At 55.1% G+C, this 23197-nt stretch carries 20 protein-coding genes and 1 pseudogene; 13 read left to right on the forward strand and 8 right to left on the reverse strand.

Annotated elements, in window-relative coordinates; translation table 11 throughout:
• Window positions 1-118 precede the first annotated feature (118 nt).
• The 11 genes and pseudogenes from HUO07_RS19340 to egtD form a co-directional block, all read left to right on the forward strand.
• Window positions 119-421, forward strand: a pseudogene (locus HUO07_RS19340) (integrase core domain-containing protein); the annotation flags it as partial.
• Between the two features lie 696 nt (window positions 422-1117).
• Window positions 1118-1465, forward strand: a complete 348-nt coding sequence (locus HUO07_RS19345) for an NADH-quinone oxidoreductase subunit A (protein WP_035556078.1) — start codon at window positions 1118-1120, stop codon at window positions 1463-1465.
• Window positions 1456-2772, forward strand: coding sequence for an NADH-quinone oxidoreductase subunit D-related protein (locus tag HUO07_RS22150; protein WP_113271258.1), 1317 nt, complete (start codon window positions 1456-1458; stop codon window positions 2770-2772). Before HUO07_RS19345 ends, HUO07_RS22150 begins: the two co-directional genes overlap by 10 nt.
• Window positions 2759-3685 carry an NADH-quinone oxidoreductase subunit H gene (locus HUO07_RS19355; RefSeq protein ID WP_113271257.1) on the forward strand — a complete coding sequence of 309 codons (927 nt, stop codon included), beginning with the start codon at window positions 2759-2761 and terminating at the stop codon, window positions 3683-3685. Before HUO07_RS22150 ends, HUO07_RS19355 begins: the two co-directional genes overlap by 14 nt.
• A complete protein-coding gene (locus HUO07_RS19360) occupies window positions 3682-4308 on the forward strand; it encodes an NADH-quinone oxidoreductase subunit J (protein ID WP_045812309.1) in 627 nt (208 codons plus the stop codon). The genes HUO07_RS19355 and HUO07_RS19360 overlap by 4 nt, the downstream gene beginning before the upstream one ends.
• 30 nt (window positions 4309-4338) lie before the next feature.
• On the forward strand, window positions 4339-4644 hold the full coding sequence (gene nuoK / locus HUO07_RS19365) for an NADH-quinone oxidoreductase subunit NuoK (RefSeq protein ID WP_035413666.1): 306 nt from the start codon (window positions 4339-4341) through the stop codon (window positions 4642-4644).
• Window positions 4644-6617 (forward strand): NADH-quinone oxidoreductase subunit 5 family protein, encoded by a 1974-nt coding sequence (locus tag HUO07_RS19370; RefSeq protein ID WP_113271256.1) that lies wholly within the window; start codon window positions 4644-4646, stop codon window positions 6615-6617. The genes nuoK and HUO07_RS19370 overlap by 1 nt, the downstream gene beginning before the upstream one ends.
• Entirely contained in the window at window positions 6614-8101 is a 1488-nt protein-coding gene (locus HUO07_RS19375; RefSeq protein ID WP_206604585.1) for a complex I subunit 4 family protein, read from the forward strand. The genes HUO07_RS19370 and HUO07_RS19375 overlap by 4 nt, the downstream gene beginning before the upstream one ends.
• A complete protein-coding gene (locus tag HUO07_RS19380; RefSeq protein ID WP_113271255.1) occupies window positions 8101-9510 on the forward strand; it encodes an NADH-quinone oxidoreductase subunit N in 1410 nt (469 codons plus the stop codon). Before HUO07_RS19375 ends, HUO07_RS19380 begins: the two co-directional genes overlap by 1 nt.
• Window positions 9511-9562: 52 nt before the next feature.
• Window positions 9563-10870 (forward strand): ergothioneine biosynthesis protein EgtB, encoded by a 1308-nt coding sequence (gene egtB, locus HUO07_RS19385; RefSeq protein ID WP_113271254.1) that lies wholly within the window; start codon window positions 9563-9565, stop codon window positions 10868-10870.
• 2 nt (window positions 10871-10872) lie between these two features.
• Window positions 10873-11835 carry an L-histidine N(alpha)-methyltransferase gene (gene egtD, locus HUO07_RS19390; RefSeq protein ID WP_083025447.1) on the forward strand — a complete coding sequence of 321 codons (963 nt, stop codon included), beginning with the start codon at window positions 10873-10875 and terminating at the stop codon, window positions 11833-11835.
• Here egtD and HUO07_RS21880 read toward each other — a convergent pair.
• The 4 genes from HUO07_RS21880 to HUO07_RS22160 form a co-directional block, all read right to left on the reverse strand.
• The gene (locus HUO07_RS21880; RefSeq protein ID WP_241524673.1) at window positions 11832-12077 is read right to left on the reverse strand and encodes a hypothetical protein; all 246 of its coding nucleotides are present in this window, start codon (window positions 12075-12077) and stop codon (window positions 11832-11834) included. The two genes, egtD and HUO07_RS21880, sit on opposite strands and share 4 nt — an antisense overlap.
• 776 nt (window positions 12078-12853) lie before the next feature.
• Complete coding sequence (locus tag HUO07_RS19400) at window positions 12854-13183, reverse strand: HPP family protein (RefSeq protein ID WP_082072709.1); 330 nt, start codon at window positions 13181-13183, stop codon at window positions 12854-12856.
• A gap of 109 nt (window positions 13184-13292) precedes the next feature.
• Window positions 13293-13541, reverse strand: a complete 249-nt coding sequence (locus HUO07_RS22155) for an SDR family NAD(P)-dependent oxidoreductase (protein ID WP_338035174.1) — start codon at window positions 13539-13541, stop codon at window positions 13293-13295.
• A gap of 157 nt (window positions 13542-13698) precedes the next feature.
• Window positions 13699-13956, reverse strand: coding sequence for an SDR family NAD(P)-dependent oxidoreductase (locus tag HUO07_RS22160; RefSeq protein WP_338035173.1), 258 nt, complete (start codon window positions 13954-13956; stop codon window positions 13699-13701).
• A 223-nt stretch (window positions 13957-14179) separates the two neighbouring features.
• Between HUO07_RS22160 and fdhF the strand changes: the two genes are divergently transcribed.
• Window positions 14180-17146: a formate dehydrogenase subunit alpha gene (fdhF, locus tag HUO07_RS19410; protein ID WP_035556006.1), complete on the forward strand. Its 2967-nt coding sequence runs from the start codon at window positions 14180-14182 to the stop codon at window positions 17144-17146.
• The gene (locus HUO07_RS19415; RefSeq protein ID WP_035556004.1) at window positions 17146-17673 is read left to right on the forward strand and encodes a helical membrane plugin domain-containing protein; all 528 of its coding nucleotides are present in this window, start codon (window positions 17146-17148) and stop codon (window positions 17671-17673) included. Before fdhF ends, HUO07_RS19415 begins: the two co-directional genes overlap by 1 nt.
• A gap of 32 nt (window positions 17674-17705) precedes the next feature.
• On the opposite strand, the gene fdhD is transcribed toward HUO07_RS19415, so the two are convergent.
• The 4 genes from fdhD to HUO07_RS21885 all read right to left on the reverse strand — a co-directional run bounded on the left by fdhD (window position 17706) and on the right by HUO07_RS21885 (window position 23128).
• Window positions 17706-18572, reverse strand: a complete 867-nt coding sequence (gene fdhD, locus HUO07_RS19420; protein WP_176304879.1) for a formate dehydrogenase accessory sulfurtransferase FdhD — start codon at window positions 18570-18572, stop codon at window positions 17706-17708.
• Between the two features lie 519 nt (window positions 18573-19091).
• Window positions 19092-19631 (reverse strand): HPP family protein, encoded by a 540-nt coding sequence (locus HUO07_RS19425; protein WP_052703838.1) that lies wholly within the window; start codon window positions 19629-19631, stop codon window positions 19092-19094.
• On the reverse strand, window positions 19631-22459 hold the full coding sequence (locus HUO07_RS19430; protein WP_035556002.1) for a molybdopterin oxidoreductase family protein: 2829 nt from the start codon (window positions 22457-22459) through the stop codon (window positions 19631-19633). Before HUO07_RS19430 ends, HUO07_RS19425 begins: the two co-directional genes overlap by 1 nt.
• Before the next feature lie 267 nt (window positions 22460-22726).
• Window positions 22727-23128, reverse strand: coding sequence for a tyrosine-type recombinase/integrase (locus HUO07_RS21885; protein ID WP_167408847.1), 402 nt, complete (start codon window positions 23126-23128; stop codon window positions 22727-22729).
• Between the last annotated feature and the right edge of the window lie 69 nt (window positions 23129-23197).

Raw genomic sequence — 23197 nt, forward strand, 5'->3', positions numbered from 1 at the left:
CGACGACTCTCAACGACAGACCTCGTAAAACACTTGATTGGAAAACACCTGCTGAAGCTCTCAAAGAACTACTATTTTCAGCATCATAAGCCAGTGTTGCGACGGCCCCTTGAACCTAAGCAAATATCCCTCGATTCGCTATACAGAGCGTATGGCTGACGAGGGTATCGATGCCTCAGTCGGCACCACCGGCGACTCCTACGACAATGCACTGACCGAGACCATCATCGGCCTATTCAAAACGGAGGTGATTCACCATCGTGGCCCATGGAAGGGGCTGGATACCGTTGAGTATGCCAGGCTGGAATGGGTTGACTGGTTCAACAATCGCCGACTACAGGAACCCATCGGAAACGTTTCACCAGCAGAACGAGAAAGGACGTATTGTCGTCAACTGGAGGAGTCGGGTGAAGCAGCCTGACTCAAACAAACCGGTCTCCAGAATAACCGGGGAGGTTCATCCCGGGGTTACTCGCTTTGAGAATAGAAATACCGGCCCCAGTCATGGGCGCAAGCACACCGAGCTTGATGAGTAGCGGTCTGCAGTTCATCTTCCTAGTAGTTATAAACAGACACCTCAACTGTGCCAGTCCATGTTGTCACAGCGCCATGTAGTTCATGGCAAACACGGTGTAGATACGAACTGAATGTGCTTCTCTGGAAACCGGTGCAGCGCCTGCCAACTGATTGGACAACAACGGCATGCATAATTATCGAGGCAACGAGTGTTGCTATCTACTTTTGTGATCCACACAGCCTATGACAACGCGGTAGCAATAAAAACATCGACGGCTTAACACAGGCGAAAGGGGCGGAACTGCCGCGCCACACCCAAGAGGACATTGTATTACCAGTTGAATAGGAAGCGCCTTGACTTCAGGTGGCCAGTTGAGGCGCTGGTCTAAACACCATGAATGCTCACCCGCCATCTATTAGGTAGCGTTGCACTCAGAGCCTGCACCCACCTTGCGGTTTATTACTTTTTGCACCATGTTTTAGGCAGCATATTCAGTTTGCATTCAGGTTTGATATCTACACTTGTATAAATGCGCTGCTTCAGCCTGCTACGTTGTAATTTACGGCAAGGATTTGCTGGCTAATGACGCGAGGGATTCGCATGGAACTGTTGACTCTGCTTATTGTTTTATTACTGAGCTTAGGCGCCGGCCTGCTAGTGCAGTGGCTGCCTATGCGCCACCAGCCGATAGCCACCTACCCGCAGCGCGCGCCTTTTCTAGGCGGTGGTACGCCAGATAGCCACGCCTGGAGCCGCTATCACGTCCGCTATTATCCCATGACGCTGCTGCTGATCGCCTTCGAAATGGAGATGATGTTCATGTATCCATGGGCGGTTGTCTTCGTAGAGAAGGGCATGATGGCAGTAATGGAGATGGGCATGTTCCTGGCCATCCTGTCGGTTGGCATTGTTTACGCCTGGCGTGAGGGGGTATTCAAGTGGCAGTGAACTGGCTACGGAAACTCGCTTCGCATAAGCGGGCTCCCGTATTTCCTGTGCTGGGCAAGCAGGGCGATAAAGCGCTGCGGTACCTCGCGCTATCGCCGGAAATCGAACTGGTCGATTCGCCACGCCACGCCAGTGTGTTGCTGATTGCGGGGGAGGTTCCGGCTGATAGATTAGAGCCTCTACGTCGTGTTCACGATCAGTTGCCTGATCCTTTCACTACGCTGTGGTTTCGTAACGAACCGTGGCCTCATCTTGAAAACGTGGATCGGATCGATGATCTCACCGATTTACCTGCGGCCCTAACCAAAGCACATCGTGAACTGATGACAGGCCAGCGTGACAGTGGATGCCGCATCTTGTCGGATAGACCGCCCAATCCTTGGAAAGGTGAAGGAGACTTCGGCCAAGGTGGCGAAGGCATGATGGGTGGAGTGCCCTACGGGCGGCCCATGGCCATGAATATGCAGGAAGATATCAGCGATGGTTTGACGCTGGATTCGCTGACTTTTCGGCTCGGGCCGTTCTTCATGGCATTTCCGCCCGGCATGGCAGCGGAGGTTACGTTGCAGGGGGATCTGGTTCAGTCATGGGAAACGCAGTTGGAGCCGTATCCGCAACGCCTCGACGCGGTGTTTTTCAACGCTCGGAAGCACCCCGTCCCCATCGCCGAGATTGAGCTCGCACGGGCCCGTCATCATCTGCAGCGCCTGTACCATGCGCTGCATCTTGCTGGGCTGGAAGCACTCAGCCTAAGTTCCTTGCGCCTGGCACACGGTTTGTCGACATCAAGCACGCTAGATGGGCTACGTCGACGCCTGGTTCGCAGTGGCTTCTTTCATCTGGCTGCTGTAGGCGGTGGTTTGCTCAATACCGAGCAGGCCCGACAGTTTGGCGGGCCTGCCGCTCGTGCTGCCGGGCTGGCTGATGATTTGCGTTCACACGATGCCGGTTATCGCCGTCTAGGGTTTTCCCCCGTATGCCAGAACGGAGGAGGAGTCTCGGCCCGTTGGAAGCAAATCTTGGACGAAGTCGAACAATCCTTAATGTTGGCACGCCAGGCCGAACGGGATGAGGTGTACACGAACGATGTGGATTGCATCGAGACGCCACGGGGGCCGTGGGACGAACAGCCTCCCGAAGATGCTAGCGCGATTCTTGACGAGATCTTACCAGGCCTGGAGTGGGGCGATGCACTGGCTACTATTGCTAGTCTGGATATAGCGGCGGTAGCCGATAGAGGGGGCGGAACACAGTCGCCTGGTGAGTCACGGGCAGTGCAGGGAGGTTCGGGTAATGTTGTTAAGTGAGCTGTTCCTGCCTGTACTGATGGTGATGTTCATGCTGACTGTCGGCGCCTACGTCGTGGCGGTGCTTGATCGGCTTATTGCCGGTGCATTCGGCGCCCCTCAGGCAGGCCGTGTCTGGCTTGCTCCCATGGCCCGAGGGGCTTGGCTGATGACCCAACACGCCAATGCCACCGAAGCACCGGACTGGCAGGCCTGGCGGCTGGCGCCGGCACTGTATTTGGCGTTGGCTGCAATCGGACTGGCCGTGGTGCCGTGGTCGGAGTCGCTGGTCGCCACTGACTTGGTCACCAGCGTGGTGCTGTGGGGCAGCGTGGAAGCATTAGCGACAGTGGTTATCTTCTTGCATGGCTGGTCGGCAAACGCGCTGCTGGCACTCATCGGCGGCTACCGTTATGTGGCGCTAGGGCTCTCTTACATCCTGATCAGCATGTTTGTGCTAATTGGCGTGGCATTGCCGGCCGAATCGCTACAGTTCACCCAAGTGGTCGCCTCGCAAGAAGCGCTGTGGAATGTCATACGCCAACCGCTGGGGTTGCCATTGTTCCTGATTGTCGGCCTAGGCATGACCTTCTGGGGCCCGCTCAACCTTGCTGATTCGAAGGACCTGGCTGGAGGAACGGCTTCTGAGATCTCTGGGCCACCTCGGCTGGTCTGGGATGTGGCTCGGGCGGCCATGTTGGTTGCTTTCAGTGGTGTGGCAGCAAGTGCTTTTTTAGGTGGCTGGATGGGACCTTGGCTACCCGGTCCGTTATGGATGGCCATCAAGATGCTGGCAGTGCTACTCGTGTTGCTATTGCTTGGACGGGTACTGCCGCGTATTGCCCCTGAGCGCTGCGTCACCTTGATGTGGGTGGTGCTGTTACCACTGTCGTTTATCGACCTGGTGTGGGCTGGCATAGGGGCGCTGCTATGAATCACGGCATTGGCATTGATATCACGTTTCTATCATTGGCCACGCTCGCGGTGGTCACCGGATGGCGAGTGTTTCGTACCGATTCCATGGTACGCGCCTCCTTTTTCCTGCTGGTGTCGTTCATCGCCGTAGGCGTGATCATGATTCTGCTGGCAGCGGAATACCTGGGCGTGGCGATGTTCTTCATGATGGCTGTGGAGATGACGGTCATGGCGCTGTTCATGGTCATGTTCATGATGAATCCTGCCGGCCTTAACCCGATGAATATGGTTCACCAGGAACGTATCGCTATCGGGGCGGGGATTGTCGGCTTCCTGGTATTGGGCGCCATGGCGCTATTGGCTGCCTTTCCTGACCAGCCGGTCTCGGCAGACCTTGAGCCAGTTAGATCCCTAGGCAATGAGATGCTTGGTGACTCGATGCTGATCTTCGAGTCGGCGGGCATCGTGCTTTTAACCACCATGATCGGCGTGGTGGTGTTGTCGAGTCATCGGGGCCGCTATGGGGCGGCTGCAGTGGGTTCGCTACCGCCGGGGCTGGAGCCGGGTGGCGACCCGGCGGGTAAGCTCGAGGAGGACGAAGAGGAAGAGAGTGGTGGTCATCAACACCATCATCACCACTGACCAAGCAGACAGATAGGCAGGGAGGCTTGCATGACACTAACCACACTTTTGCTATTGGCAGCGGCACTGATTGGCATCGGGATTTATGGTGCGCTTTCCCAGCAATCGTTCGTGATGCTGATGATGGGACTGGAACTGATCCTCAATGGCGTCATGCTCGCCGCGGTGGCGTTCTGGGCCTTTAGCGGGGCTGGGGCGCCAGAAGGGCAACTGCTGACGATCATTGTTATGGCGGTGATGGCCATTGAGATGGCCATGGGATTTGCTTTGGTAGTAGCCGTCTTCCGCGGTAAGCAGGCCGACATGACCGAGTCACTGACCGGGTTGAAGCACTGATGTTGTGGTTTGTTCCTCTTTTCCCACTGCTTGCCGCCCCCGGGATGTATTGGCTTGGCAAGCGCTTGTCCGCTAGGGATAGTGGTCGAGCCGTGTTGGGCCTGATGGGGGCGGCAGTCGCTGTCGTTACCCTGCTGCTCGCGAGTGTGGCGCTCATGGGGGACTGGGGTGGTGCCTATCGCTGGAGCTCACGGATCGTCCTGTCGGTTGGGATGACACCAGCGAGCGCTGTATTTGCCATCGTCGTGCCACTGATCGCTACACTGATCATAGCCTATAGCGCCTACCATGAGTCTGAGCCCGTCAGTGAGGGCGTGCCAACGCGTCCACCCGTCAGGTTGGTCGCTCTGCTGACGGCATTTGTCGGGGCGATGGAGCTTCTCGTGCTGGCTGAGGATCTGGTGACCCTGCTGATCGCCTGGGAGCTGGTCGGGGCCTGTTCATGGGCACTGATTGCCCACGAGTGGCAAGAGGGCGACAACCTGCGGGATGCCGCCTGGGCGTTCCTGGTCACTCGCTTCGGGGATCTGGGGCTGTACATTGCAGCGGCGGCAGCGTTTGCCGGCACTGGCTCGTTTGCCTTTGCTGACCTGTCCCAACTCGATGGGTGGCTACTGGATGTGTTTGTTGCCGGCGCCGTGTTGGCTGCAGCGGCCAAGTCCGCCCAGGTTCCCTTCTCGCCATGGTTGTTTGCCGCCATGTCCGGGCCAACACCGGTGTCGGCATTACTCCACGCGGCGACCATGGTCGCCGCAGGTATCTATCTGGTGATTCGGCTGCATGCGGAGATGGCTGCCGTTGCCTGGTTTGGGCCGGTTGCCATCACGTTAGGCTTGGCCACCGCCCTGGCAGGGGGGGTCGTGGCCTATCTGCAAAGGCATGCCAAGAAGCTGCTGGCCGCCTCGACATCGGCTCAGTATGGCCTGATGTGGTTAGCGGTAGGGGCAGGCTTTCCCGGTGTCGCCCTGGTGCACTTCGTCACACACGCCTTCACGAAAGCGGCTTTGTTCCTAGCAGCCGGCATTGCCGAACGTCATGTCGGCAGCTACTCGCTAAATACGATGCGCCTCGGGCGACTGCTTCCGGGGATTGCAGTGGCGACCATGGTGGCCAGTCTGGCGCTGGCAGGGGTTATCCCGCTGGGGGCATCCTGGAGCAAGGAGAAGATCATTACTGCTGCTGGCCATCAGGCGTCCTGGCTGGCCGTGATCGCCGCCATCGCTGGTGGGCTCAGCGCGTTGTATGCAACACGCTTTCAGTTGCTCGCATTTGGACGAGGTCTGCATGGCCCCACGAAAACTGCCCCATCACAGCCAGGGCACTCCTCGGTTGAGGCCGGCTCGCTCTACCTGCTTTCGGCAGGCACGCTAGTGCTATCTCTGCTCTGGTGGCCCGGTGTGGGAAACGACCTTGCTAACCTGCTATCGATCCAGCTTCCCCAAACCAAACTGTGGGAACTGATCCTGTCGCTACTGCTGGTGGCGCTAGGCATTGGCGCTGGGTTTTGGGCGGTGCGCCGAGAGGGGTCGAATCAGAGCCGACAGAGCGAGACGCATGCTGCTATGGCGAACTGGTTTGGCCTGCCAGCTCTGGCAGAGCGGGGGATTTCTACCTTCATGAGGTTCAGCCATGGCCTGGCACGTTTCGATGATCGCGTAGTGGATGCTGGATTACGGGGCCGCGGAGTAAGTGCTGCGATATCCTTCAGCCATGGCCTGGCACGCTTCGACGATCGAGCTGTAGATGCTGGCATCCGCGCCAGCGCCCGTTTTGGCGTGTGGCTGGCCAAGGTCAGTGATCGACGTGGCGAAGGGGCATTCGATGGCGCAACGAGCCTACTAGCGAGAGGCGTTGACTGGGCGGGCCAAGTAGCGCGGCAGGCCCATACCGGACAGACGCATCATTACTACACCGGTATCGCGGCAGGGTTCGCCGTAATTTTTATAATCTTGGGCATAGGAGCACTCCTTTGATTCTCACCGCAACCTTGGGCCTTCCCATGCTGGGAGCTCTCGTACTCGCCGTTTCACGCCGTTGGACAGAGACCACGGCTCGCCTGTTTGCTGTGGGGGTTTCCCTATTGCCTGTATTACTGCTGGCCTGGGCTTGGCTGCAGTTCGATACCCAAGGCGCACTATTTCAATTTGTCGAAGAGGTGCCTTGGGTACCCAGCCTGGGCATGGCATACCGGCTAGGCGTAGACGGCATCGCGCTGGCTATCGCGACGATGAGTTCCTTGGTCTTCGCTGCCAGTATTGCCTATCCCATTAACACGCAGAACCAGCCTCGGCAGTACTACGCTTGGATGCTCTTTCTGCAGTCCGTGTCGCTTGGCGTCTTCCTCTCATTGGACCTGCTGCTCTTCTATGTCTTTTTCGACCTGAGCCTGGTGGGGATGTTTTTCCTGATCGGCCGCTGGGGGCACGGTCAGGCCCAGCATTCAGCATTCAAGTTCTTTCTTTACACTTTCTGTGGTTCGCTACTGTTGTTGCTGGCATTCATCGGGCTTTATCTATCAGTCGAGCCACACACCTTTGACATGCGAGTGCTGATCGAGCAGCAGCCATTGGCGGGAGCGGGTGTGTCTGCTGGCCTCATATTTCTCGCCCTCATGCTCGGCTTCGCCATCAAGACTCCCATCGTGCCCGTGCATACCTGGTTGCCCCAAGCGCATGTCGACGCTCCCGGACCGGCCTCGGCAGTTCTCGCCGGGGTGCTGCTCAAGATGGGCACCTACGGGATTCTGAGGATTCCGTACTCAATGATGGGGGAGACCTTTGCCCGCTACGCTCTGATTATCGCTCTCTTTGCTGTGGTTTCTATTCTCTATGGTGCCCTCGTGGCATTTGGCCAGGGAAATTTGAAACGACGCATTGCCTATACCTCTATCAATCATATGGGCTACACGGTGCTAGGGATCGCCGTGGCTGGCGCCTTGTTCCAGGATGCGGTATATGCCCGCGAGATGGCACTGATAGGGGCCACGGTAGAGATGGTGGCACACGGACTGATTACCGGGGCGCTGTTTCTGATCTGCGGCTCGTTCTGGCAGCGCACCGAGGAATACGATTTGGATAGCTATGGTGGGCTGCTCCGACAGGCACCGCTATTGGCAACGTTCGCCATACTCGCCTCGTTTGCCAGCCTGGGGCTTCCTGGTCTGGCCGGCTTCGTGGCGGAGTTCCATATCTTTGCCGGCACCTTTGCCGTCTACCCTTGGCTCGCTGTCATTGGTGTGCTGGGCATTCTGATCACGGCAGCGTTGTTTCTGCAGATGCTGCAAAAACTGTTCTTCGGGGCGATGCCGCAGCGATGGGCGAAGTTTGACGATCTACGCCCAGCTGAGTGGGGTGTGCTCGGGGTGCTGTCGGCAGGCTTCGTGATCATTGGTATTGCGCCGCAGTTCCTGCTGACCCTCATAGAGGCTTCAGCAACGCTGTTGGTAGGAGCCCGCTGATGCCTATTGGTGATGTGTTGCCGGAAATCAGCCTGACGCTCGGTGCTGTGATTATCGTATTGTTCGCGGCTTTCGCCCGACAACACCAGCATGTCTGGGCGGCTGTACTGGCGTTGCTCACGATTGGGCTTTGTATTGGGTTGACCTTTACGCAGTGGGATGGACCGCCGAGGCTGACGTTCTCGGGTGTGTGGGCCCTGGACGGCATGGCACTCTCCAGCAAACTAGTCGTGTTGATTGCCGGCGCGCTGGTTATTGCCATGTCCCCTGAGTGGATGCAGACCGATCGCCGCCATGCCGAGTATTACGCATTGATGTTGTTCGCGCTGTTGGGTGTGATCATGATGGCGTCAGCCAGTGACACCATGGAACTGGTCGTCGGTGTGTTGCTGTCGTCGGTGGCCAGCTATCCGCTGGCTGCCTATCACCGCACCTGGGCACCCGCCCTGGAAGCTGGCATGAAGTATTTTCTGATGGGAGCCTTGACCAACACTTTACTGACGATAGGCGTTGTCGTGTTGTTCGGCCTGACTGGTAACACAGGCTATCCAGAAATCGCACAAAAACTTTCCGTAGGTCACGACAGCCTGGCGCTAACCATCGCCACTGCCTCTATCATACTGGGCTTGTCCTTCAAGCTGGCGGCTTTTCCGGCCCACGCCTGGATGCCGGATGTAGCCCAAGGTTCCCCGGCACCGGTGGCAGCCTTCTTGACCGTAATTCCCAAGATTGGCGCTGCCGTCGCATTGGCCCGTTTCGTGTCATTAATGCCGCCGGATGTCGCCTGGCGAGCGATTGTGGCTCTGATCTCGGTCACGACCATGACGCTGGGTAACGTGGCTGCCCTTCGACAGACAGATGTACGGCGCCTGCTGGGTTGGTCATCGGTTTCCCAGTCCGGCTATGCCTTGATGGCGATCGTGGTAATGGGAACAAGCGACCAGGCTCTACCGGCGCTGGTGTTCTTTTTGGCCAGCTACGCCATTGCTAACTTGGCGGCTTTCGCTGTGGTCACCTATCTGAGAGGGCGCACTGCACTGGAGAGCTATCAGGGGCTAGCCAGACAGGCACCTATTGCCACAACGATACTAATCGCTTCGCTACTTTCTTTAGTGGGTATCCCGCCGCTGATCGGTTTTTTTGGCAAACTCATGTTGTTCAGCGTCACGATTGAGGGGGGATACGCTTGGCTGGCATTCGTGGCTGCCGCCAACACCGTTGTCTCGCTGTTCTATTACCTGCGCATCGTGGCGCGGATGATGTTTAGCGATACCCGACCCACTGTGCATGTACTGGTGGGCCAGTGGGCACGAACCACCATGATCGTGTCTGGCTTGCTGTTGATTGTCGGTGGGCTTGGTGCAGAAATGCTAATGGAGTTCACGGATTCGATAGGCTTTGTGCGTTAGGCCTGGCCTGCCGAATCAAGCTAAACGGAGTAATACTTAGAGGGAGTTATTTATGTCACCTATTCAAGATTTAACTATCGAAACAATCGATAGCATTCATACCAAGGAGTGGCTGCGTGCGTACCAGCGGGTTCGTGCCGCCACCGACGCAATTTGCGAACCTCTGCATAAAGAAGATTACATGGTGCAGAGCATGCCGGACGTCAGTCCCCCGAAATGGCACATCGCCCATGTCAGCTGGTTCTTCGAAGCCTTCATCCTCAAGCCGTTTCACCCCAGCTACCAGACCCTCGACCCCGCATACGATTACCTTTTCAACTCTTACTATGAGACCCACGGTACGCCGTTTCCTCGTCCTGAACGCGGCATGATTTCGCGCCCCACAGTGGATGACGTCTATCGCTATCGCGCGCACATTAATCAGGCCATGGAAGAATTGCTCAACGACCCTCCGCAAGAACACCTGCAGGAGATTCTCCATCGTCTGGAGCTTGGGTTGCCTCACGAGCAGCAACATCAGGAACTGCTATTCATGGACATAAAGCATATCCTGGCCCAGAACCCGCTCTGCCCAGTCTATCGAGGTGATCTTGTGTCGGCACCCGCCCATGAGGTCGGTGAACTCGGTTGGCACGCTTATCCAGCCGGCGTGCGGCAGATAGGTCATGATGCCAACGATAGCCGTTTTGCCTACGACAACGAAATGGGGCGTCATCGTCAATTCATTGAGGCTTTCCAGATCGCTGACCGTCCGGTTACCAATGGTGAATTTCTCACGTTCATGCAGGCGGGGGGATACGACAAACCTGACTATTGGCTGTCGGATGGCTGGGCCACGGTCAAGGCGGAAGGCTGGAAGGCGCCACTTTACTGGGTCGAGCGGGACGGCGTCTGGCATCACTATACGTTAAGCGGGCTGGTGCCAGTGGACGTGAATGCGCCGGTTTGCCATGTCAGCTTCTACGAGGCCGATGCCTATGCCCAATGGGCCGGCGCACGCCTACCTACTGAGGCCGAGTGGGAGGCGGTGGCTCAACATGTCCCCCTGCATGGCAACTTCGTCGAACAAGGCCATCTTCAGCCGGTCGCGGCTGCCCCCGGCGGATCCAGCGAGGGGCCGAGGCAGATGTTCGGTGATGTTTGGGAGTGGACCGGCAGCGCCTATCGGCCCTATCCAGGATTTCGCAAGTTGCCGGGCAGCTTAGGTGAATACAACGGCAAGTTTATGTCGGGGCAGATGGTGCTTCGAGGTGGCTGTTGTGCCACCCCGGAAGACCATATCCGCACGACCTATCGTAATTTTTTCCCACCTCATGCCCGTTGTGCATTTTCCGGATTCCGTCTTGCTAAGGAGAGCTAATCATGAGCCTGGCCGTACAATTCCACGACTTGCACCCGTCCCCAGCCTCAACATCGCTTCGCGATGAGATACTGACGGGATTCAGAGCCGATCAAAAGTTCGCCTCGCCAAAGTTCTTTTATGATCAGCGTGGTTCTGAGTTATTTGATCAAATTTGTGAGCAGCCAGAATACTACCCGACACGGACCGAGGAGGCGATCCTCGCGGAGGCCGCCGATGATATAGCCGAGATAGCCGGGCATGAAGCGACGTTGATCGAGCTTGGCAGCGGGGCGAGCCGTAAGGTACGACTTCTACTGGAAGCCATGCGTCCTAGCAGTTACCTGGGAATCGACATCTCGCGGGATTTTCTGCTCGACAGTACACGACGACTAGCGGCGGATTACCCATGGCTTGAAGTGCATGCCGCCTGTGCCGATTTCTGTTGCAATATGGCCTTACCGGACGGGCTATGCTGCGAAAGACCGGTCGGTTTTTTTCCTGGTTCAAGTATCGGTAATTTCGACCCCCAAGCCGCTGAAGATTTTCTTCGTGGACTGCATTCTTTGTTACCCACCGGCAGCGGATTGTTGGTAGGAGTCGACTTGGTTAAGGATAAGCCGACCCTTGAAGCCGCCTACAACGATGCAGCGGGTGTGACGGCAGCATTCAACCTAAATCTATTGGAACGGCTACGGCATGAGCTGCACGCTAAAATCGATCCCGCCAATTTTGTCCATCATGCGTTCTTCAACGAAGCACACTCTCGTATTGAGATGCATCTGGTCAGTCAGTTACCTCAAGTCGTCACTATTGAAGGGGAGCGCTTCAGTTTTCTGGAAGGCGAGACAATCCACACTGAAAACTCGTATAAATACACGCTCGAGGGGTTTCAGGCGTTGGCGGGACGTGCGGGATTTGAGGCGCTCTCGTCCTGGACCGATGCGAATAGCTTGTTTAGCGTCCACTACCTGACGCGTGCCTAGGGGACACTGATAGCGCGGCCACTACAACTCCACATTAAGCGCTGATAGGGAAGGCCAAGGACAGGCCAATCCCGGGAGTACACATAAGGGGTCGCGCCAGTTCGCGGTGTCACTTCGGCGCTGAGGGTAGCCACCTTGAATTGAGGGGCGCGCTTAAGGACCATTCCTTCGTAGCAGATAGCTGCAGTGATGCCGGTGGTCGTGGTACTTAGCAGTTCTCGGCCGGTTTCGATGGCACGCATGCGTGACATCTGGAAGGGCAGGTGAGGGCCGAACCAAGCATTGTTGCTGACATTTACTAGTAACTGCGCTTCGGACAGAAGTTCTGTGACTTCGGCACCAAGACCGCTTCGTAGGAGATGAAGACCCCTAAGGGCGCCTCTGATGCATTAAGAACGTGTGCTTGCCTTCCCGGTATGAAAACAAACATGGCCGCCCCGAGCACGTCGGGGACCGAACCCAAGAAGTCTCGAAACGGAACATATTCACCTAATGGCACCAAGTGCGTTTGTAGTAGAAGCCTGAGAGATGGGAGAGGCTCACCACCACATTTTAGATACGACCCTCCGCTTCGCATATCGGGACGCCAATCAGTAACAAGTTGCCTGCCTGCTCGGCTAACGCCTCAAGCTCAGCAAGATATTCATTAGCCTGGTTATATCACATCGGGGTTGCTGCTTCTGACCAGATCCCGATGTCGGTCCCGAGGGCAAGGTACCGTGGCTTTTTTCGAGCACTACGCTTACTTATTAGCACTAGGGAAACACTACAAAAAACCGCCTGAGCTTGCAGGTAGTCATCGTCAGGGAATTGGTATCTAGCTTTTTGTCACCGTCTGCCAAAGCTGCCCTATGAATAGAGTTCTTCGCTGTGCTAGCGCAAGAAAAAGCCTTGCTGCGCAAATTGTCGACTAGCGTACCCTCCATCAGTGACGGAAACCGCTGTAAACCGACGGCCGGCTTCCCGCGTTCACGGCCTATTAGCTTCACGGAGCCCGCCCCGGCTCGTTCAGACCAGACTAATCGTTATGCTTTTTACCAAATAAAATTCCAACACGCGCGCGCCGCAACGGCTCACCGATCAAGACGATCAGCCCGACCCCAACCGCAATGGCGAGCATATCGGAAGGTATCAGCTTGAAACCGCCTAAGGCGATCAGCAAAGCTGTGGCCGCAGCCGGCGGGTGCGAGGCCTTAAGTAGCTGCTGAACGAGCAGGCAAATTCCCATCGCGATGGCCGATGCGACGACGCGCGACAGGGGCATGGTCTGGCTCGACAGCACCGATGCCCATACGAGGAGCCGGTTAAGCTGTGTACTCAATCGGCAAGGAGTGTCGGTAGCCGTCATTTGTCCACGGACACGGGTGGCTGATCAAAAACATTAATCACATGCTACAGGCCTCGCGCGCTAGGTAGCCCACGCGAGAATATAACGTTCACGTTCATCGCGCCCGCCTTTACCAAGGGAGTGACTCCCCATTGCTATGCCATAACCCACCATTGTTATCTAGTGTCAGCGCTTCAATACGTGCGGCAATGCCCAATGCAGCCTCTTGTGGACTGATCAATCCACCAGAATTAACCATGCGTGTTTTCACATAGCTGGGATGAAGGTGAGCCACGGCAATACCCAACGACCTCAAGTCCATCGCCAACGATTTACCAAACGCATTGAAAGCAGCTTTAGAGGCTCGGTAACCTAGCACCCACCGGAGTCGTTATCCGCTAGTGAGCCCATGTGGCTAGTGATATTAGCGAACTTGCTACCCTTTTTAAGATTTGGTAGTAGCGCTTCCACTACTCGCTGTGGCGCATAGACGGTGATTTCTATCTGCTCGCGGATACTATCGAAATCAACACCACCTAGTAACTCATCGCGAAGCAGTCCGCGTTGTTAATTAATAGATCTACCTCTTGGCCATTAAGCGCCTCGACCAGCCGGGCGACGTCGCCAGGCCGGGTGTCATCAATGCCCTCATTCACCTGATCGGCCTCGCGATCTAGTTCTTCCGACGACTGGCGGCAGGCACCGAACACTCGCCATCCAGCATCAAAATAGTGTTCTGCGAGCACCAAACCTACACCGCGGTTGACACCCGTAACGACAACTGCCGATTTCATTTTTGTCCCTCGCTTCCTTTCCTAATGTGTCCTACCAAGCCTAGGTGATAATAGCGCTACTGACCTGGAATAACCCACAAGACGTGCCCTTAATATACATTCAATCCCTTGGTTAAACTTGTGCAACCCAAGGCTTCTTGACTATGTTTCAAGTTATGTATGCGAATCGACACAGAGGTAGAGCTGCATATTAAAAATAAAGAATTCATGGAGGAATGCCCATATGAGCCAGCCGTGCACGATCATTTTCGATGGAGAAGAAATAAGAGGCATCGCCGATGAGCCATTGATCGACTTTCTAGAAGGTCATGGCATCGCTTTGCCAAGTGTTTGTTATCATCCCTCGCTAGGGGCGATTGAAACCTGCGATGCCTGCTGGGTCGAAGTCAATGGAGAGCTAAAACGAGGCTGCGCGCTGCGTACCCAAGAAGGGATGCAAATTTCCAGCCGTGATCCACAGGCTGTTGCAGCACGCCACGAAGGAATGGATCGCCTGCTTAGCAAGCATGAGCTGTACTGTACGGTATGTGAAAACAATAATGGCGATTGCAGCCTGCATAACGCAGTGGTGGAAATGGATATCCCCATTCAACGTTATGAGTTTCAACCTAAACCGCATGCTAAAGACACTACTAGTCCGTTTTATACCTACGATCCTGACCAATGCATTCTGTGTGGCCGTTGTGTCGAAGCGTGTCAGAACATCGAAGTCAATGAAACCTTAAGCATTGACTACGCCAGTGAAAACCCTCGCGTACTTTGGGATGGCGGCAAGGAAATCAATGATTCAAGCTGCGTTCATTGTGGACATTGCGTCACTGTTTGCCCTTGCAACGCACTGATGGAAAATAGCATGGATGAGCATGCGGGTCCGCTTACCTCCATGCCATGGTCACTTAAACGGCCGATGATCGAAATCGTCAAGAAAATCGAAACGACCATCAGCGCTAAGCCCATCACAGGGATTTCGGAAATAGATTCAGCTTGGCGCCAGCCCGGCATCAAACGCACTAAAACGGTCTGTACCTATTGTGGCGTCGGTTGCTCATTTGAAATGTGGACGCGCGATCGTCATATCCTCAAGGTTCAACCTTCCCCTGACGCTCCTGCCAACGGTATTTCTACCTGTATTAAAGGTAAATTTGCCTGGGATTTCGTTAATAGCGAGAAACGACTGACCACTCCACTGATCCGTGAGAATGGCCGCTTTCGTGAAGCCAGTTGGGAGGAAGCATTAGATCTCGTAGCTCGCAGGTTGCTTGAAGTCCGCGACACGCATGGTTCTAACAGTCTGGGTTTTATTGGCTCAAGTAAGGCCAGCAATGAAGAAGCTTACCTAACTCAGAAAATCGCTCGTTTGATCATCGGCACTAACAGTGTCGATAACTCCTCGCGCTATTGCCAAAACCCCGCCACTAAAGGCTTGTTTCGCACTGTCGGCTACGGTGGAGACGCCGGTACCATCAAAGATATTGAGCAAGCTGAGGTGGTCGTGTTAGTGGGTAGCAATACGGCCGAAAACCATCCTGTGATTGCTTCAAAGATTAAAGCTGCGCAAAAACTACGCGGCCAAAAATTGATCGTCATGGACCCACGCAAGCACGAGATGGCCGAACGCGCTGATATTTTTCTACGCCCCAATGCCAGCACTGACCTTATTTGGGCTTCGGCTCTGTCGCGTTATATGTTCGATAACCACTTAGCGGACCTGGATTTTCTGGGAAGATGGGTCAATAACGTGGAGGAGTACCGCCGCTCATTGGAGCCATTCACCTTGGATTTCGCCGAATTCAAGACAGGGATTTCCAAGCAGGAGCTAATCAACACCGCCGAAATGATTGGCCGGGCAAAAAACGTCTGCCTGCTGTGGGCGATGGGAATCACCCAGCACTCCCACGGCTCGGATACTAGTACTGCACTTTCCAACTTACTACTGGTAACAGGTAATTATGGCAAGCCCGGCACTGGCGGTTACCCTATGCGTGGCCATAATAATGTGCAGGGTGCGAGCGATTTTGGCTGCCTACGCAATATGTACCCCGGCTATGATAAAGTCACCGATGAGAGCGCACGACAGCGCTGGGCTAAAGGCTGGGGCGTCGATCCGAGCCAGCTCTCTAATGAGGTCGGTGAAGGCAATTTCCTCATGGTGCAATCGGCCGACCAGGGCGATATCAAAGCGATGTATGTGATTGGCGAGGAAACTGCTTTTTCCGATGCCAATACTCATAACGTACATTCCGCCTTTGAAAATCTTGATTTTATGGTGGTGCAGGATATCTTTTTAAGCCGTACTGCGGAGTTTGCTGATGTAGTGCTGCCCGCCTGCCCTAGCGTTGAAAAAGACGGAACATTTGTCAATACGGAACGGCGTATCCAACGCTTCTATGAAGTGCTGCCACCACTTGGTGACAGTCGTCCTGATTGGCGTATCCTTACCGACTTGGCCGCTCGTATGGGCCATGATTGGGGTTACACACACCCTTCTCAGATTATGCAAGAGTGCGCCTCTATCTCGCCGATGTTCGCTGGCGTCACCTACGAACGCCTGGAGGGCTGGAAATCCCTGTCGTGGCCAGTAGCTGCGGATGGTACTGATACACCCCTTCTGTATACCGATGGATTTCATACAGAAGACGGCAAGGCCAACCTTTTCCCGATGGAGTGGAAGGAGCCTGAAGAAGCTACCGATGCGGAATATGATTTATCACTCGATAATGGTCGGATACTTGAACAATTCCAAGGGGCCAATCAGACAGGCCGCTCGCAAGGCATCTGGGATCAGGCCCCGCATGGCTTTGTCGAAGTTAGCCCTGAACTTGCCGCCGAGCGGGGCATCAAGGAAGGCACTTGGGTACGGATTACTTCACGACGCGGCAGTATCGATTTCCCAGCGTTAATTACTGACCGTGTGGCTGGCAAGACCCTGTTCATGCCAATCCATTTCGGCAAGCCGGGAGTGAACGCCCTAACGGGCGAACATAACGACCCCGTTGTACAAACGCCGGCCTACAAGGAGACAGCCGTCAAACTTGAGGTGCTCGACAAGCGCACAGAACCGCCACTACCCAGTACTAACTATCGCTTCGGGCGGCGCACGCCTAATCAAGGCGTAGCGGTTGAGGTCAAGTGGATGCAAGAAGATTATCGGTTACCGCCCGCCCAGCAAACCAATCCGAGGAAAATGTAATGGCCGAACGAATCTCCCAGGACGTGACGCCGCCAAAGATAGGCCCTGATGCTCACGAAGAGTTAGAGACCCTGCTTCAGACCCTACATGAGCATGGGGTGCTGCGCTTTACTAACGATATGGTGGCCGCCAATTCCGATATTATTCGTATCTTGGTTAACGGACTGAGTAAAGAAGGGTCTCTCAACGCTATTCAAAATATCTCGATCATGGCGATGACCTTGTCCTCCATCCCCCCGGATCGTTTTTACCAAGTGATGTTCGCGATTAAGGAGGGGATGGGCGAGGTCAGCAGCTATCATGGTAATGAAAAGAGTAGTGAAAAGAGTGACGCAAAGACCGCTGAAGAAACTGACAACAAAGAAGCACCAGGTATCCGCGGTCTGTATAAGCTGCTGCACGACGATGAACTCTGGCATGCCATCCAGCCACTACTGGCGGGGTTAAGAGCTTTTTCCGAGCGGCTCGACAAGCCTATCGACAAGCCAGTCACCGACTTTACCGGCAAGGCGACAGAGGGACCATAAACCACGAACACGCTGGTAAATGAGTGCCCAGACTAGGCTGAGCGTTTGTTGACGGCACTATTGGGCAACACATAAGAGGGTCCGAGAATCCGCTCCGAGCCTGAGTAAATATTAAAACGACCCTCGCGCAGAAATCCTACCAGTGTTATACCGAACTCTCTTGCCAGCCGCACCGCATAACTGCTGGGGGCGGAAATCGCGCATACAACCGACACCCGCGCCATGATACATTTCTGAATGAGCTCGAAACTAGCTCGTCCACTTAGTAGCATGATGCGATCAGAAAGCGGCAGCTGATTATTCAATACTGCCCATCCATTCAATTTGTCCACCGCATTATGACGTCCAACATCTTCTCGTAATACCAGTAGTTGCCCACTGGTATCAAACAGGGCAGCGGCGTGTAACCCGCCGGTTTGCTCGAAGAGTGTTTGATGCTTGTGTAGCTCTGCTGGCAACGAAGAGAGCAGTTGTCGACTCAACTGATTGGAAAATGCTAAAGGTGGCAGCCCCTGCATAGCCTCAAGATTCAGCTTTTTCTTACCGCATACGCCACAGGCGCTGTTAGAGAGAGATGAACGCTCCAAGCGTTCGGCCTTAATGGCATTAAAGCGCTTAAGCACTACTTGCAGTACATTGGGCTGCCCGACTAGATGGTCGATAACTTCAAAGTCATCCTTAGTACGCGCGAGCCCCTCGCTTAGCATTAATCCGGCGGCCAGTTCTCGATCGTGGCCTGGTGTTCGCATAGTGATAACAGGTTCGGCACCCGATAGGCGGATTTCCAACGCCTCTTCGATGGCCAAAGCGTCCTCTCTGGCGGTGATACCTTTGGCGTCTAAGGTGAGGATATCCAAATGAATATCGCCGTATTCGTGCGCGTTCCTCGCTATATCCATTGTAAGCTCCTTGCCCTGGTCTCTTCCTGAGTCGCGGCCACTTTTTTAGCAAGCAACAAGTCCACTATCTTTGAGGCTAGTTCAGCTTTTACCACCTGCCAATAAGATATGTGCTTAATCCTCCACATACCGCTAAAAAACCGCTATTCATATATATAGGTAACCGTACGCTGTCCAGCATCAAGGTGTCATCGCTTGTTCACCTACTTGACTCCGCATTGTCATTCCCCCCGTCCAGGATCCTTACAAAGAGAATATAGGAAACACTACAAAAAACCGCCTGAGCTTCCAGGCAGCCATCGACAGGGTATCGGTATCTAGCTTTCTGTCACCGTCTGCCAAAGCTGCCCTATGGATAGAGTTCTTCGCTGTGCTAGCGCAAGAAAAAGCCTTGCTGCGCAGATTGTCGAGTGGCGTACCCTCCATTGAGTGACGGAAACCGCTGTAAATCGACGATTAGTTTTCCGTGTTCACAGTCTATTAGCCTCACGGAGCCCGCCGCAACCCGCTCAGATCAAACTATTTATTACGCTTATCACCAAACAAAATTCCAGCACGTGCGCGTCGCAACGGCTCACCGATCAAGACGATCAGCCCGACCCCAACCGCAATGGCGAGCATATCGGAAGGTACCAGCTTGAAACCGCCTAAGGCGATCAGCAGAGCTGTGGCCGCAGCCGGCGGGTGCGAGGCCTTAAGTAGCTGCTGAACGAGCAGGCAAATTCCCATCGCGATGGCCGATGCACCGACGCGCGACAGGGGCATGGTCTGGCTCGACAGCACCGATGGGGCCTGGCTCGCCCCGGTCAGTAGAACACCGACTGCGCCTGCGGCCACGCCAATCAAATGCCCCATCACCGTGTTGTAAAGCCTGGCCGACTCTAGGTTGGGCTTGTGCACATGCAGGAAAATGCTCGGACCCAGGCTGGGGAATAGCCAGGGTTGACCGGCAATGACCGCTACACCCCCGATCAATAGCGTCGTGAATGCAGCGGTGACCGGGGACCAGAACCACTCCGGTCCGCCAAATGGCTTTCCATTCTTCGTATCCTCGCCCATCAACTTGGCACTATCAGACTTTGCGGAGCGGTCTGCTTGATTCGCGTCTTCAGCCAGGCCAATTGCCGACTGTTATGCTCCGACATGCGCTGCAATAGCTCCATCATTTCGTCGTCGCGCAGCGCCTGCGTAGCTTGCTTCAACACAACGATCGATATATGCGATTCCTGTGCCAGCAACCAGCAATCATGCAAATCACGCAGTAGCGAAAGAGGGCCCTTATGGTGGCTCGGCTGAAGCACCTCAAGCAGCTTATCTGCCTCCTTTTCCTGAGTTTCGCCGTAGCGCTGGATGCATGGTTGCAAGTCTTCGGAATGCTCTTGTGAGAAGCGCGCTAGCATTTTGCATATCGCGCCAATGTCCGGCTCGGCTTTATGCTTTTCCGCCACGGCGAACAGCGCCTGAGCAGTGGCGCGCGAGCTATCGTCGAGCAGACCGAGGTAATCGGCCACATGCGCCCTGGGGTTCTCCGAAGCCTCCTTTAAATGCTCGTCGCGCATCGGATCATCCATCTCGAAGGGCTCGCCCGGTTGCATCTTTCGCAAACGCACCGCGGCGTACTTGAAATACGGCTGTTTGCTCACCGGATCCCACTCATACAGCGTCATCTCGTTGACTGCTCGAGGCCGCTCGTCATTGTCCCAGTAGCCATAGTGAAACGGCATGAACACATGGCCTGGCTCGATATCACCAATACGCGCTGGAGCGTAGGCCCACCCGCGCCGGCTCTCAATCTGCAACATGTCTCTTTCTTCGATCCCCAGGCGCTCTGCATCTTCGCCATTAAGCTGGATAAAGGCATCCGGCGCAGCTTCGTTCAGCTCGCGAGAATGGGCAGTCTTGGTTCGCGTGTGGAATTGGAACACCACTCTTCCGGTGGTCAAGTGCAACGGATAGTCCTCATCGACTATTTCGTGAGGAACAACGTAGTCGGCGCCCTTCAAAAGAGCGCGGCCAGCGGGGTTCAGCGCTTTAAACGTTTTGGGCGTGACGGCCGCACCGGTGTCCAGGTCATGACCGAAGTTCTCCGCTGTGTCGTAGAATGTACGGAAAACATAGTCGGAATAGAGGTGTTCGCGCCCGTGCGGATACTGCTCATTGCACGGCCACTGGATACCGGAGCCGCCGCTTAGTTTCTCATAGCTCATGCCCGTGTAGTCGCAGAGTTGGCCCCGCGTACATTCGCGCCACGCATCAAACGCTTCCTCGGGCGTGTTCCACTTGATCAACGGCTCGCCATCCTTGTCTCGAAAATCCATGCGGCGTGCATAATCAAGCCAGATATCGAGGTCGGCTCGCGCCTCGCCGGGGGGCTCGATGGCCTTATGCGAAATATGCACTGTCCGGTCGACGTTCGTGAAGCAGCCTGTTTTCTCGCCCCAGATCGCTGCCGGCAGCACGACATCGGCCAGAAGGGTCGTCTCGGTATGAAAACCATCTTGAGCCACCACGAAGAGATCTTTGCGAGCGAGCATCGCGCGTACTCGATGTAGGTCCGGCAGCGACACGGCGGGATTGGTGGCCGAGATCCAGAGCATCTTTAAAGTACCTTTTTCCGCGTAGCGGAAGATCTCCAATGCATGGGTCGGCGGTTTCCAGGCGGGGAGCTGTTCTTTTTCTATGTTCCACAGATCCGCCAGTTGCTGGACATGGTCCGGGTTTTCCCAGTTACGAAAGGCCGGCAAGTCGCCGTCGGCACCGCACTCGCGCGTGTTCTGTGCCGTGGGTTGGCCATTCATTTGTAATACACCGCTGCCAGGCTTCCCGATCAGGCCACGGATGAGGTTAATGTTGTTGACCTGAACCGCAGCGGCCGTTGCCTGGTTAGACTGATAGACGCCCTGCAAGACAGTAGAGACCAAGCTTTTAACCTCACCGAGAATGGTGGCAGCAGCACGCAGGTCAGCTACCGGCACGTCAGTCAGTTCTTCGACACGCTCCGGCGAATACTTCGCCACCGTTTGCCTGAGCTTGTCGAAGTCCATCGTGTGATTGTCGATGAAGTCCTGGTCGATATGCCCCGCTTCAATAATCAGGTGGAGCAGGCCGTTGAGCAGCGGCACGTTGGTGCCGACCCGTGGCGCCAGGTGAACGTCCGCCTTGGCCGCAGTGGCTGTACGCCGCGGATCGATTACCACCAGCTTGGGCGGGTTGGGTCCACTTAGCCGGTCGAGAATCCGCATCCACAACACAGTCTGGGTATTGGAAATGTTATGGCCAACGTGAAGAATCCCCTCGGTCATATCCAGATCGGTATAGCTTCCCGGCTGACCGTCCGAGCCGAAGCTTTCCTTCAACGCTGCCGCAGCGGTTGCAGTGCATAATCGGGTATTACCGTCCATATGAGGTGTGCCGAGGCCAGCCTTACCGATCACGGCGAGGGTATAGTACTCCTCCAGAAATAGCTGGCCCGACGTATAGAAGCCTATTGCATTAGCCGTGTACTGCTCATAAATCTCTTTTGAGCGGCGCACGATCAGCTCCATCGCTTCGTCCCAGCTAGCCGGTTCCAGTTGGCCGCTGTCACGGCGAATCAACGGCTGAGTGAGCCGATTATCGCTGTGGTTGGCAATCCAGCCATGCAACCCCTTCGGCCCGAGCCGACCTCGGTTGACCCGGTCATCGGTGCGACCGCGCACGCCGACGATTTTTCCTTCCTTGACGCCGATGTCTAACCCACATCCGTTCGAGCACAATACACAGGCCGATTGCACCCAGCGCTCAGGCTCGTCGGCAAGCTGATAATCAGGGCGATCGGGCCATTTGCCAACGTAGGGCGTTCTATCACCCCAGATATTGTCGATACTGTCTCGGGATTGTGCGGTCATGGCAGGCTCCTAACATGCATGTATGTGACAACTGAGAGCAGCATAGTAGATAACGGCCATCTCAACAGGAGCGGTCTAGCTGAATCGGACCAGGTATTCTAGACACTGTTTGGTCTAGTATTTGGGGTTTGAAGGGTTTGTCTAAGCGGTCAATGTAAGTGTTCGAATAAGGTTTTCATCTAATGATGAGCCATTATGTCAGCTTTAACTAAAAGATCGCTTCTGGCCGGGCAACGACGGCCCGAAATAGGCCGTCGTTTGTCTATATCAAACTTCTGTTTGTTCTGCCACATCCAACGCATTATCTATTTCAATCCCAATATATCGGACGATGCTTTCCAGCTTCGTGTAACCCAGGAGCAGCTGCACTGTCCTCAAGTTTTTCGTGCGACGGTATATAAGCGAAGCTTTGGTGCGGCGCATTATGTGCGTGCCATAGATTGAGGCATCTAAACCTATTTCGGTGACCCAGGCTTTCACAATATGGACATATTGGCGCGTGGAGAGATGCTTTGCGCTGTTGATTCGGCTGGGAAACAAGAAGTCTCTATTTCTGAGTTGAGCAAGCTGTATCCAGTCCATAACTGAGATAGGGGTTTGCTCGGTTATTTCGAACTGTTCAGGTCTTTGCTTTTTTTGCTGCGTCCAATGGCTCGTGAGGGCATACACGCATCATGGGCTATATCCCGTACTCGTAAATTGACGAGGTCGTAGCTCCGAAATTTACTATCCTATCGT

This window comes from Vreelandella maris (genome assembly GCF_013371085.1).
GTDB classification, from domain to species: Bacteria; Pseudomonadota; Gammaproteobacteria; order Pseudomonadales; family Halomonadaceae; genus Vreelandella; species Vreelandella maris.